The sequence below is a fragment of the Burkholderia sp. Ac-20349 genome (assembly GCF_017104865.1).
Classification (GTDB): domain Bacteria; phylum Pseudomonadota; class Gammaproteobacteria; order Burkholderiales; family Burkholderiaceae; genus Burkholderia; species Burkholderia aenigmatica.
Window position 1 is genome coordinate 83,702 of the sequence record NZ_JAAGPM010000004.1, and the last position, 12,277, is coordinate 95,978.

Sequence of the window (12,277 nt, forward strand, 5' to 3'; positions counted from 1 at the left end):
TGTCAATGCCGTCCGCTCGGGAAAAGGTTTTTTCCGATCGGGAAAAGGTGCGTTTGTCGAGATACCCGCACACTAGCCTTGGCGCGGCTGGAATCGATTCTTTCGATACATCCGAGATCGCGCGGATCGCATGCCGAAGTCCGATCGAGGTGCATGCGATACCAATATGACATTGAATGATGCGATTCCGATGACATGGGATTGAGGCAGGGCACGAATAACTGGCACGAGGGTAATGCAAATCTCATGATTTGCCGAATACGTTGCTATATAAGAAAAATCGGTGAATCTTGAAATATGCTTGTGTGTGAGGCGTCGGTCGAGACGAAATCGTCAAGGAAATTCGATCGATTCATTCGATGCAGGGGTCGTCCGGCAAGTCGTCGATGCTGTTCCGGAAATCCGGGGAATGCGTTTGACGGCGGGACGGAAAGGGTGAGTGGCTGCGCGTTGGCCGTCCGAGGGTTCGATCCATCGGACGGCCGCGCGCGGTGCGCGCTCGAATCAGGCGGGCACGAAAACGCTGAGCACTGCAGGCATGACGGGCCAACGCCCCGGTTCTCACGAACCGGTGGCGCATGCCTCAGTCCCGGGGATCGTGCGACGCCATCCACCTCCTGAATGAAACCGAGCGGGCCGCCCCCGGGTGCGGGCCGGCTTCCGTCTGTCTGGCATCTGAACGACGCTGACCCATGAGGCTCGAGATCGTCGCGGGGTCGGCGCGACGGCGTTCGAACGGCAGCGACCCAGGGACAACGGTCAATCGTGGTTTTCGCGACGCACAAAGATTTTTTTACCCTCAAAGGTCTCCTGCACGCCTTGCACGCAATTCGGCGGACACTTTACGACACCATCCGCGCTCTCGCCTGACACGGTGACCGCTTTGTAGACAACGGATTCGATGAACGTCCCGTCGGCAGCGACGACGATGTTCAGATCGGTCTCGACGCCGGCCGGCACGGATCCGCCCGTGGTATAGACCGTGCTCATGGTGCCGGTGCAATCGGAGTTCACCGTGTAGTTTCCGGTCTGGTGCGGATTGAACGACGTCTGCCCACCTTTCGGCAGGCCGCCGATCACCCCGAAATCGGTGCGTGAATAATGGCTCGTACCGTCGAACGTCACCAGCGCAACGTCATCGAGGATCGACGGGGCAGCGTATGGATGCACCTTGCCGTCGGCACCGATCAATCCAAGAATCTCTCCGTGACCAATAAACTCAAACGCTCCCTTTAGCATCGCGTTCGAGCAAAGGCCATCGGCCTGCGCGGCACCACTGAGCGATAGAAGGGCAACAGCTGTTGCAGACAGAATGCTTAGACGCTTGCTTTTCATGTTCATCTCCAAGTCATGAATCGGGCGCTTAACTTGATCAAGCGGGGCGGTTTGCTTCCTTGACTGACCGAACTGCATGCATCCACTAGCAGGAATCGAAAACAGGCACGGTTTCGCTTGGCGACTATCGGGTGGCGAAATCCGTTGTAGCCAGGCTTCACGATTTTGGTGGCGATATACGACCGAATTCCCTCGGCGCGTCACGTAACGCCCATTGATTGCCAGTGGACAAGCAGACGCGCAGGCGTGACGTCACCCGGCGCGCGGGATGGCCGTACAGGCGAGTGGATGCTTGAAGATGGAGACCCTAGGGTGTCTAGGCCGTGCGCGTGAAGCAAGTGTCCATAGTCGTCGCCTTCCTTCCCTTCGTTAACTACCGACTGCCCCCCGGACACAAAGCAGGCCTACGACAACCTGGTGAGCAAGACTATTCGTTATTGAACGAACATAGACGGACGATTGACGGATTACAAGGCGACGTTAAGCTATTTTTCGAAATAAAAAATCCAATGAAATCCGTGTAATTTCAGACGTGTCAATCGGGTTTCTATTTTTTGAATCAATCGTCTTATTTTAAGAATAGAGGCGGGCGGGCCGCCATCGGATGGCGTGCGAACGAAGACGATTCGCGTGCACGGAAATGCCGGACGAATGCGGCGGGAGGATGCCCGCGTCGACCCTGCTGCAAACAGTCGATCTTGCGACGCTCGTCACATTGGTCGAACGGCTCCTTGCTGGGCGGAACGGTCGCCCTGATGTCCGACAACGCTGCTGGTGAGCGACGCTTGGTGGCTGCCGCCTGCCTGTCGAGCTCGCACGTTTGATCCGACGCAAGCGCGCAGCAATCGTGGCTCGCGTGCTTGCGATGGCGAGTACACTGAACATGCCATGAAACAGGAGAATGCGATGATCGACGCTGGTCCCCAAAGCACCTTCCGAGGGCTGCCGCTGACCGTGGAGCAGGACGCGGAAGTGAGGCACTACATCAAGGATCGGACTCGGCGTGGGCTGCCATGGGACACGTCGGAGTTGAGCGCCATGCTCAAGGACATGCTTCACCCCCCGGGCGACGGCGACAGTGATGGCGATGGTGATGTTGCCTCCGAGGCAGACGACACCAGAGCCGCCGCCGAGCGCGCGACGGCTTCGGTTGACGAAGCGATGGACCCGATCGAGGCGAATGAGGAGTGGCATGCGGCCATGGAGTCGGAGGGCATGAAAGGGCCCAGACGATAGAAGCGTAGCAACGACGCTCTGATTGTTGGCAGCGCCGCATATGGGGAGTGCGTGCCGGATGGCACGCGTTTCAGGAAAGGCGCGTTCCGCGTCGCGCGTGCGCTGCGTCGCACTGCACACGGCGGGCCTGTTGACGCACAGGGTGCCGCCATCATGAGCATCCCGACCCGCAATTGGTCTGTTCGCAGGCCATTTCGGACGCAGCCAATCGCGCCACCCATGTCGCATGGCGCCAGCGGAACCGCGAGCCGCACTTCCTCGCCGAGCGCCCGGCAGCGGGCGCCATCTCAGTGTTTGAGCACGCAGACGGCCACGATTTCGTATCCGGGGTCGGCATGCACGTGCGCTGCCTTTTCCGCTTCCTCGTACGAAAGAAACGACGTGGCATCTTCAACCGCCGGTGCCATGCCGATATCGCCATCCTCGGCGGTGCACAGGAATTGCTCGCCGGTCTTCACGACGTAGACGGACAACATGATTCCCTCCATCGTTTGCAGGGGGGAATTCCAGTCTAGCAGGCCAGAAACGGGGCACAGGCGGTTTGCAGCGTCCTTTGGTCGAGGTCGTTGAAGGCGGTATTGCCGCCTCGAAGGTCCACGCGTCAATCCGGCCGACTCATCCGTATCCGCCGGTGCTCGATCCGACGGGTAATGGGCCGCTGCTGGCCGGAGATGGCGATTGCCGTCAACCCGACGCTGCGTCACGAATCCGTCTCCCGCGAAGGGCCGAAATCCCGACCTCCAATCGCTCGGCATGCGACACGAGCGGAAAGCCGTGCACAATACCCGCATGCAAAATCCAGACCTCGAACACCTCGTCACCGTCATCATGCCCTTCGGAAAATACAAGGGGCGGCTCATTGCCGACCTGCCCGGGCCTTACCTCAACTGGCTGGCCCGCGAAGGGTTCCCGCGCGGTGAGATCGGCCGGCAGCTCGCGCTGATGCACGAGATCGATCACAACGGCCTGCGCGACTTGTTGGAGCCGTTGCGCAAGCGCGGATAGCGTCAATCAGGGGCGAATGACCGAGCGTGCCACGCGGGCCCGCATCGATCGACGGCGATCGGCGACAACCGCTCCTGTCCAACTCCCTGCCGCGTGGGTTGAACGACCGCATCGTGCCGCGGTGATCGAACGTTCGGCGCAGCCAGGGCGCATGGCGGTGTCTGTCGTTCGGCAAGAAAGGCCATGCTTGACGTTGCTCGTGGTGCCTGCCTTGCGGCAGGTCGCCAGACCGTATCGTGCGTGCGCTGCAGCAGGTCATGCGTCGCGCATGCGGCGTCGGTACTGACCCGCAAGCACCTGGCGCGTCGCCAATGCTGACATAAAATGAAAAGAGTCGTTGATGGCAAAAAGGGGTGCCAACATGAGACGCCTTTATTTCCTCGTACCCGATACGCCGATGGCGAAGGCAATCGTCGATGACTTGCTGCGCGCGCGCATCATCTGGCGTCATATCCACGTTCTCGCGAATCACAGCGTCACACTCGATCAGTTACCCGAAGCATCGTTGCTGCAGAGCAGCGATGTCGTGCATGCGCTGGAGCGCGGCGTCGCATTCGGCGGCGCGACGGGCGCGCTGATCGGCCTCGTCGCGTTGGTGTTCCCCCCTGCGGAGCTCGTGATCGCGGGCGGCGCCGTCGTCGCATTGACGGTGATGGGGGCGGGCTTCGGCGCGTGGACGGCCGCGATGATCGGCATCGCCGAGCCGAACGCGCGACTCGAGCGATTTCGTGAAGCGATCAAGGAAGGCCAGATCCTGATCATGGCCGATGTACCGCCATTGCGAGAGCAGGAAATCGAGCAGATGGTCGCCCAGCATTTTCCGACGGCCGACCTGGAGGGTGGGGAGCCTACGACACCGATCTTCCCCTGAAACGCGAATACCGGCACGCACGACGCTCGAGCGCGTCGACGCGCATCGCCGGGCGCGCTATCGCATTGCCGCGACCCAGGGCGACAGGCTCTGACGTCTCGACGCGGGCGGCTCGGGCGTTGCTGCATGGCGCGCTGCGTGCGTCACGGCGTCTCAGCGTCGTTCCTGACCGGCGAACCAACAGAACAACACCGCGCGCCCACTGCCTGCCGACACGCCGATGCCGAACGGGGTGCGGCGTGTCGCGGTGCGAGGCACCGCGCAGGGCTTCTGACCCTTGCATAAGGAGTCCTGTCTTCCATGACGAAGTGCGCGAGGGACGTGCCGTGACCCGACGCGCGTGGTGCCTTCTGAACATGATTGCTGAAGTGGAACCGTCAGCAAGGAGGTCGTATGGAACTGCACATTCAATCACACCATTGGGAGCGTCGCACACCCGACTGGCTTTGCGCCGCCGTGGCCGGTCTTGCGGGCGGTGCGCTGGTGATCGCGCTGGAATTCTTCTGGTCGACCCTCGTGATCGGTGAAAGCCCGTGGCAACCGACCCACAAGATCGCGGCGATGGTGATGGGCCGCAGCGCGCTCGGTCAGATGTCGCAATTCAACCTCGAAATCGTCGCGCTGGCGCTGTTTCTGCACTACGTGCTCGGCGCGATCATGGGGATGATCCTCGCCGCGATCATGGCGCCGTTCCGCTTCGATTCGAGCGTGGGCATGGAGGCGGTCATCGGGCTGGCGTTCGGGCTCGTCGCGTATGGGTGGAACTTCTACGTGATGACGGCCGTGTTCCCGTGGTTCATCTCGGAACGCGGTTCCGGACCGTTGCTGGCCAACCTGCTGTTCGGCGTGGTGGCGGCTGTCACCTACGGCATGCTGGAACGGCGACGCAGGCAGAACGCGGCGGACTGACGCGGCGTTTTGTTCCCGACGCGCCGGCCTTGAATAACCGGTGCCCATCAAGCGATGACCGCCTCGGCAACTGACGCCGAAGGTGGTCGTTTCGCATGGCATTGCCGCACGTGAAGGAACCACTCGAAACCGTCATTCTCGCGGCTCGTACCGGGGCGCGCTTCGCGCTTCCACTGTCTTGCGCGATAGGGAGGAGCGAACTACCTTTTCTTTAGAGCCGCCTGCAACGCCAGACGAATCGGTCCTGGCAGACTGCCGCCAAAATAACAAGACGAAAGACGGCAAGGCGGCACGTTGACGCCTGGAGCGCGCGTTCGCGGCTCCGGCGAGTGACACGCAGCGAGGCGGCCTATGGCCCTTGCGATTGCCCTGGTCCTGATCATCCTGTTGGCGGTGGGGTTTCACTTTGCCAGTCCGTGGTGGATCACGCCGATCGCGTCGAACTGGGTGCGCATGGACGACATGCTGACGATCACGCTCGTCATCACCGGTGCATTCTTCATCGCCATCAACCTGTTCATCGTGGTCGCACTGGTGCGCTATCGCCACCGCAGCGGGCATCGCGCGGCCTACGAACCGCATAACCGGAAGCTGGAATGGTGGCTGATCGGCTTGACCGCCGTCGGCGTGGCGGCGTTGCTGGCGCCGGGGCTGTTCGTCTACGCGGACTATATCCGGCCGCCGCGCAACGTGCTGCAGATGGAAGTGCTCGGCCAGCAATGGCAATGGCGCTTCCGCTTCGCCGGCCCCGGCGGCAAGCTGGGCACGACGGACGTGCGCTACATCAGCAACGACAATCCGTTCGGCCTGAACCCCGCCGACCCCAACGGCCGTGACAACTACCTGATCGAGACACCCGAGGTGCACCTGCCGCTCAACCGGCCGATCCAGGTCCTGACGCGGTCGCGCGACGTGCTGCACGACTTCTACGTTCCGCCGTTCCGCGCACGCATGAACATGGTGCCGGGCATGGTGACCACCTTCTGGTTCACGCCGACCAAGGCGGGGCGCTACGACATCCTGTGCGCGCAGCTCTGCGGGATCGGGCACTCCAGCATGCGCGGCGTGGTGGTGGTGGAAGACGAAGCCGCGTTCTCGCGCTGGCTGGCGCAGCAGACCACGTTCGCGCAGCAGCAGCTGGCCCACGTGCAGGCCGCACCCGCGGCTGCCGGCGGCAGCGCGCAGGCGCTTGTCAACCTGGGCAAGACGCTCGCGGCGGGCAAGGGTTGCGTCGCCTGTCATACCGTGGACGGCAGCCCGCTCGTCGGCCCGACCTGGAAGGGCCTGTACGGCAAGACCGAAACGATGGCCGACGGCAGCACCGCGAAGGTGGACGAAGCCTATCTGCGCGCGTTCATCCGCAATCCGACGGCCCGCGTCGTGAAGGGCTTCTCGCCGATCATGCCGCACTTCGACCTGAGCGAGCAGGAACTGACCGCGCTGGTGGCCTATATCAAGGCGCAGGGCGGGACGCCGCCCGCCAGTACCGCGGCCCAGCCGTAGCGGAGCAGATGCCATGACCTATGCGCACACCGACCACGTCCCGCACAGCTTCTGGACCCGCTATGTGTGGAGCCAGGACCACAAGGTGATCGCCGTGCAGTACGCGCTGACGGCCATCGCGATCGGCCTGGTCGGCCTCGTCTTGTCGGACCTGATGCGGTTGCAGCTCGGCTTTCCGGGCAAGTTCGCGTTCATCGACGCGAACCACTATTACCAGTTCGTCACCATGCACGGGATGATCATGGTGATCTACCTGCTGACGGCGCTGTTCCTGGGCGGTTTCGGCAACTACCTGATCCCGTTGATGCTGGGCGCGCGCGACATGGTGTTCCCGTTTCTCAACATGCTGAGCTACTGGGTCTACCTGCTGGCCGTGCTGGTGCTGGTGGCGAGCTTCTTCGTGCCGGGCGGGCCGACCGGCGCGGGCTGGACGCTGTATCCGCCGCAGGCGATCCTGCCGGGCACGCCGGGCGTGGAATGGGGCATCGTGCTGATGCTCGTGTCGCTGGCGATCTTCATCGTCGCGGCCACGATGGGCGGCCTGAATTACGTGACCACCACGCTGCAGGCACGCACGCGCGGCATGACGCTGATGCGCATGCCGCTCACGGTGTGGGGCATCTTCATCGCGACCATCATGGCGCTGCTGGCGTTTCCGGCGCTGTTCGTGTCGGCGGTGATGATGCTGTTCGACCGGACGCTCGGCACCAGTTTCTTCATTCCGGCCGTGGTGTCGATGGGGCAGACGCTCAAGCATGCCGGCGGCAGCCCGCTGCTGTTCCAGCACCTGTTCTGGTTCTTCGGGCATCCGGAGGTCTACATCGTCGCGCTGCCGGCCTTCGGCATCGCGTCGGATCTCATCAGCACGCACGCGCGCAAGAGCATCTTCGGCTACCGGATGATGGTGTGGGCCATCGTCATCATCGGCGCGCTGAGCTTCGTGGTCTGGGCGCACCACATGTTCATCGCCGGCATGAATCCGTACTTCGGCTTCTTCTTCGCCACCACCACGCTGATCATCGCCGTCCCGACCGCCCTCAAGGTCTACAACTGGGTGCTGACGCTGTGGCGCGGCGATATCCACCTGACCGTGCCGATGCTGTTCGCGATCGGCTTCATCAGCACCTTCGTGCTGGGCGGGCTGACTGGGCTCTACCTCGGCAACGTGAGCGTCGACATCCCGCTGTCGAACACGTATTTCGTGGTCGCGCACTTCCATATGGTGATGGCCGTGTCGCCGATCCTGGTGGTGTTCGGCGGCCTCTACCACTGGTACCCGAAGGTGACCGGCCGCATGCTCGACGACACGCTCGGGCGCGCGCATTTCTGGATCACCTTTGTCGGCACCTATGCGATCTACTTCCCGATGCACTATCTCGGCATCCTCGGCATGCCGCGGCGGTATTACGCGTATCAGGGCTACAGCTTCATTCCGCATTCGGCGCAGACGCTCAACACGTTCATCACGATCGTCGCGCTGATCGTCGCGGCGGCGCAGCTGCTGTTCCTGTTCAACCTGGCGTGGAGCCTCGTGCGCGGCCGGCGTGCCGACGGCAACCCGTGGCGGGCCACCACGCTCGAATGGCAGACGCCGCAAACGCCGCCCGTGCACGGCAACTGGGGCGCGGCGCTTCCTGTCGTCTACCGCTGGGCATACGAATACAGCCCGCCGGGGCAGGAGGAAGACTTCGTGCCGCAGAACCAGCCGCCGGCGACCGCGCCCGAACCTGAAGCGGCCCACCCGACGCTGCACCCCGGCGAGGCCCGCGAATGACCACGCTGCCGCGCCCCTTCGTTCCCGATGCGCCACCCGGCTTGCCGAATGCGGGGCGCACGGGGCTGGCCGTGTTCATGGCGGTGGTCACGACGTTGTTTTCGCTGCTGCTGCTCGCCTATGCGATGCGCATGCGGGAATCCGACTGGCAGCCGATCCCGCATCCGGCGCTGCTGTGGTGGAACACCGGCGCGCTGGCGCTGGCCAGCATCGCGATGCAGCGTGCCCGGCGGATAGGCCTGTTCCGCACGGTGTGGCTGCTAGCCGGCGGCGTGCTGGCGGCCGTGTTCGTGATCGGGCAACTGACTGCGTGGCACACGTTGGCGGCGGCCGGGGAGACCGTCACCGTCAATCCGTCCAACAGCTTCCTCTACCTGCTCACCGGCCTGCACGGGGTGCATGTGCTGGGCGGGCTGGTGGCGTGGGGCGTGACGATGGCGCAGCTCCGGCGCACGGACCCGTTCCGGGCCCAACGGGCCATCGCGCTGTGCGCGCTCTACTGGCATTTTCTGCTCGCCGTCTGGCTCGTGCTGCTGGCGGCGATGTGGTGGCTGACCCCCGGGATTGTCGCCGCGATCTGCGGGCCGCTGTATGGAGCCGCGCCATGACCGCGCCCACGGTCCATACCGAATCCGCGGCCGAATCGCCTGCGGCCTCGTCCGCCGACGCGCGGCCCGATGGCTGGCGCGGCATCGTCACGGACTGGTCGTCCGACCGCGAAGCCTTCCGGGTGCCGTGGGGCAAGGCGATGATGTGGATTTTCCTGCTGTCGGACACCTTCATCTTCAGCAGCTTCCTGATCGGCTACATGACGGTGCGCATGTCGACCACGGCGCCGTGGCCCGATACCGCGAAGGTGTTCGGGCTCACCGTGGGCGGCGTGGAGGTGCCGTTGCTGCTGATTGCGATCATGACGTTCACGCTGATCAGCAGCAGCGGCACCATGGCGATGGCCGTCAACTTCGGCTACCGGCGCAACGCACGGCCCGCCGCCGCGCTGTTGCTGGCGACCGCGCTGCTGGGCGCGACCTTCCTGTCGCTGCAGGCGTTCGAATGGAGCAACCTGATCTTTCGTGAAGGGATCCGCCCGTGGGGCAACCCGCTCGGCGCGGCGCAGTTCGGCGCGTGCTTCTTCACGATCACCGGGTTCCACGGTTTTCACGTGACCTGCGGCGTGATCTACCTGCTGCTGATCGCACGCAAGATCCTGCAGCCGGGGTTTACCGAACACGGCAACTTTCAGATCGTCGAGATTGCCGGCCTGTACTGGCACTTCGTCGACCTGGTGTGGGTGTTCATCTTCGCGCTGTTCTATTTGTGGTGAGGCAGCCATGGAGCACACCGATCCCGCCGATCGACCCGACGCCGCGCACGGCCAGCAGCATCCGATCGGCCTCTACCTGAAGATCTGGGGCCTGCTGTTCGTGCTGAGCACGTTCTCGTACCTGGTCGACTACTTCAACGTGCAGGGCCTGATGCGCTGGGTGCTGATCGTCGTGCTGATGATCGCCAAGGCCGGGCTGATCGTGTCGATCTTCATGCACATGATGTGGGAGCGGCTGGCGCTGGTGTACGCGATCCTGATCCCGCCGCTGTGCCTGCTGGTGCTCATGGTGCTGATGGCGGCGGAAGCGCATCACACGTTCGGGATGCGGGAGTTGTTCTTTCGCTGATGGCTTCGCCGGCCGTGCGTTGGCCGACGGGCGCCTCGCATCGCGATGGGCACGATACGTGCGCCATCGGCGGACGCTGTTTCGGAGCGGACGACGCTTCCCGGACATCCGTTCACGCAAACCTGAAGGGAGGACCCCATGAAGTTTTCACGCCGACGCTTTATTGCAGTGACCACCGTTCTCGCCTCCGCGCTCGCTGTCGGACGCCGCGCGGCGGCGGCGGATGCCGGTGCCGGTGTCGTGCAGGAAACCGACGCGAACGCCGTGGCCCTCGGCTACAAGGCGGATGCCAGCCGGGTCGACCATGCGAAGTACCCGAAATTCCAGGCGGGCGAAGCCTGTGCGAACTGCCAGTTCTTCCAGGGCAAGGCCGGCGCCACGACGGGGCCGTGCGCGATTTTCGGCGGCAAGCAGGTCAATGCGAAAGGCTGGTGCAACACTTATACGAAAAAGGCGTAGCGAAGGAGGGATGGCCTGATTCCACTTGCATGCAGGATGGTTTGCCGGATTTCTTTCAGGGGCGTGAGACTGTCCATGATTCGTCGTCGACATTCCCTGTCTCCCGAGATCGCTTTCACACCGGAACACTGCCACACGGCAATGTCGATCACAGTGCGCATGAGCGAGTGACTTGCGTGCGCGCGTCGCGCCTTCAGGTCGCGTCACCGCAACGGCTGGCACTTCCTCGCATTCCCCGTATCGGTGCTGCCGCCGGCAGGCGATGCGCCGCGTGCCTTCAACGATGCCCGAAACGTCCAGGCGAAAGCGAGACCGAGCAGACCGGAGATGCAGTACCACGGTAGTGCAGGGGCGGGCACGATGTCGGAGACGAAACCGAACATCGCGGGAACGGACGCAATCGCAATCTGGTTGATGGCCATCGCCGCACCGAGCACTTCACCGACTTGCCCATCCTCTGCGCTGTCCGACAGCCAGACCACCCAGGGTCCGTACCAGCCGAAACAGCACACGCCGATCAGCGCCGAGAACGCGCCGACGACCCAAGGTGCCGAATGCGCTGGAAGCGAAGCCGCGGTGACCAGCGCAACGGGCGTCGCGCCGAGACACAGCGTGACGAGCCGGCGCTTACCGTCGGCGACGCGATCGCTGATGGCCGACAACGCGATCCGGCCTACCGAGCCGCTCAACTGCACGATGAACAGCACCCACGCGGCATCGGTCGGCGAATAACCGAAACGACGCTCCGCGAAGATCGCCCAGAAAATCGAGATCGCGGTTTGCGCGCCGACGAGCACTGCGCCGACGACGGAGATTCGCCGGAATCCGGCGTCGCGGAGATGGGGCATCAGGCCACGCCGGGCCGACGCGGATGCACGCTGTGCGTGGCGGGGCGAGTTTCGGAAAACGGCGCCGTACACGATCGCGGATGTCGCGAGCACGGCGCTCGCGCCGAGCATCGCGCGCGCCCAGTCCGTGTGGATGAGCAGTGCGGGGAAGAGCGCCGCCGCCAGTGCGCCGCCAAGCGGAAGCGCAGCCTGCCTGATACCCATCGCGAGCCCGCGCTCGCCGGGCGGAAACCAGTGATAGATCGCCCGGCTGCCGCCCGGCTGAACCGGGCTGTAGCCGACGCCGATCATCAGCATGCCGGCGACCAGCCCCCCATAGCCGGAGGACAGCGCAACGAGCGTCATCGCGACGCTCAATATCGCCAGGCCGAGGACGACGGGCCAGCGCTCTCCGTATTGATCCAGCACGCGCCCGACGAGTGCGAGGCCGAGAATGGGGGCGACGTTCGAGAATGTTGCGAGGCCGCCGATCTGGCCGAGCGAAAGTCCGAACGTCTTCTGCGCGAACGTGCCCCACACACCGATTCCCTGACTCGCGAGCGCCGCGGTCAGTTGCGTCAGTGTCGATACGCCAAGCACGTACCACCGATAATCTGCTGACTTCAACCGGACAACTCCGTTCCAAGGCTCATGCGAATTCCGGCTGACGCGGGCTCGCGAGGCG

Annotated in this window: 13 protein-coding genes; 10 read left to right on the forward strand and 3 right to left on the reverse strand. The window is 63.8% G+C overall.

Features of this window, described 5'->3' with window-relative positions:
- Positions 1-759 precede the first annotated feature (759 nt).
- The gene (locus G3N61_RS02845; protein WP_089452803.1) at positions 760-1,335 is read right to left on the reverse strand and encodes a hypothetical protein; all 576 of its coding nucleotides are present in this window, start codon (positions 1,333-1,335) and stop codon (positions 760-762) included.
- A 906-nt stretch (positions 1,336-2,241) separates the two neighbouring features.
- Here G3N61_RS02845 and G3N61_RS02850 point away from each other — a divergent pair.
- Positions 2,242-2,571, forward strand: coding sequence for a hypothetical protein (locus G3N61_RS02850; protein ID WP_205821504.1), 330 nt, complete (start codon positions 2,242-2,244; stop codon positions 2,569-2,571).
- Between the two features lie 287 nt (positions 2,572-2,858).
- On the opposite strand, the gene G3N61_RS02855 is transcribed toward G3N61_RS02850, so the two are convergent.
- Positions 2,859-3,047, reverse strand: a complete 189-nt coding sequence (locus tag G3N61_RS02855) for a hypothetical protein (RefSeq protein ID WP_043184320.1) — start codon at positions 3,045-3,047, stop codon at positions 2,859-2,861.
- Positions 3,048-3,360: 313 nt separating this feature from the next.
- Here G3N61_RS02855 and G3N61_RS02860 point away from each other — a divergent pair, with 313 nt between their 5' ends.
- From G3N61_RS02860 to G3N61_RS02900, 9 genes are all read left to right on the forward strand, one after another.
- Positions 3,361-3,576 carry a DUF3820 family protein gene (locus G3N61_RS02860; protein ID WP_205821452.1) on the forward strand — a complete coding sequence of 72 codons (216 nt, stop codon included), beginning with the start codon at positions 3,361-3,363 and terminating at the stop codon, positions 3,574-3,576.
- A 361-nt stretch (positions 3,577-3,937) separates the two neighbouring features.
- Positions 3,938-4,447, forward strand: coding sequence for a DUF1269 domain-containing protein (locus G3N61_RS02865; protein WP_089452688.1), 510 nt, complete (start codon positions 3,938-3,940; stop codon positions 4,445-4,447).
- A gap of 393 nt (positions 4,448-4,840) precedes the next feature.
- Positions 4,841-5,356: a hypothetical protein gene (locus G3N61_RS02870; RefSeq protein ID WP_089452689.1), complete on the forward strand. Its 516-nt coding sequence runs from the start codon at positions 4,841-4,843 to the stop codon at positions 5,354-5,356.
- A 351-nt stretch (positions 5,357-5,707) separates the two neighbouring features.
- Complete coding sequence (locus G3N61_RS02875) at positions 5,708-6,859, forward strand: cytochrome c oxidase subunit II (RefSeq protein ID WP_089452690.1); 1,152 nt, start codon at positions 5,708-5,710, stop codon at positions 6,857-6,859.
- A gap of 13 nt (positions 6,860-6,872) precedes the next feature.
- On the forward strand, positions 6,873-8,633 hold the full coding sequence (ctaD, locus tag G3N61_RS02880) for a cytochrome c oxidase subunit I (protein ID WP_205821453.1): 1,761 nt from the start codon (positions 6,873-6,875) through the stop codon (positions 8,631-8,633).
- The gene (locus G3N61_RS02885) at positions 8,630-9,241 is read left to right on the forward strand and encodes a cytochrome c oxidase subunit 3 (protein ID WP_205821454.1); all 612 of its coding nucleotides are present in this window, start codon (positions 8,630-8,632) and stop codon (positions 9,239-9,241) included. The genes ctaD and G3N61_RS02885 overlap by 4 nt, the downstream gene beginning before the upstream one ends.
- Positions 9,238-9,957 carry a heme-copper oxidase subunit III family protein gene (locus G3N61_RS02890; protein WP_205821456.1) on the forward strand — a complete coding sequence of 240 codons (720 nt, stop codon included), beginning with the start codon at positions 9,238-9,240 and terminating at the stop codon, positions 9,955-9,957. Before G3N61_RS02885 ends, G3N61_RS02890 begins: the two co-directional genes overlap by 4 nt.
- Before the next feature lie 7 nt (positions 9,958-9,964).
- Positions 9,965-10,306, forward strand: coding sequence for a cytochrome C oxidase subunit IV family protein (locus G3N61_RS02895; protein ID WP_043184330.1), 342 nt, complete (start codon positions 9,965-9,967; stop codon positions 10,304-10,306).
- A gap of 138 nt (positions 10,307-10,444) precedes the next feature.
- Positions 10,445-10,765: a high-potential iron-sulfur protein gene (locus G3N61_RS02900; protein WP_043184332.1), complete on the forward strand. Its 321-nt coding sequence runs from the start codon at positions 10,445-10,447 to the stop codon at positions 10,763-10,765.
- Between the two features lie 203 nt (positions 10,766-10,968).
- Here G3N61_RS02900 and G3N61_RS02905 read toward each other — a convergent pair whose 3' ends face one another.
- Positions 10,969-12,219, reverse strand: coding sequence for an MFS transporter (locus tag G3N61_RS02905; RefSeq protein ID WP_205821458.1), 1,251 nt, complete (start codon positions 12,217-12,219; stop codon positions 10,969-10,971).
- Positions 12,220-12,277 lie beyond the last annotated feature (58 nt).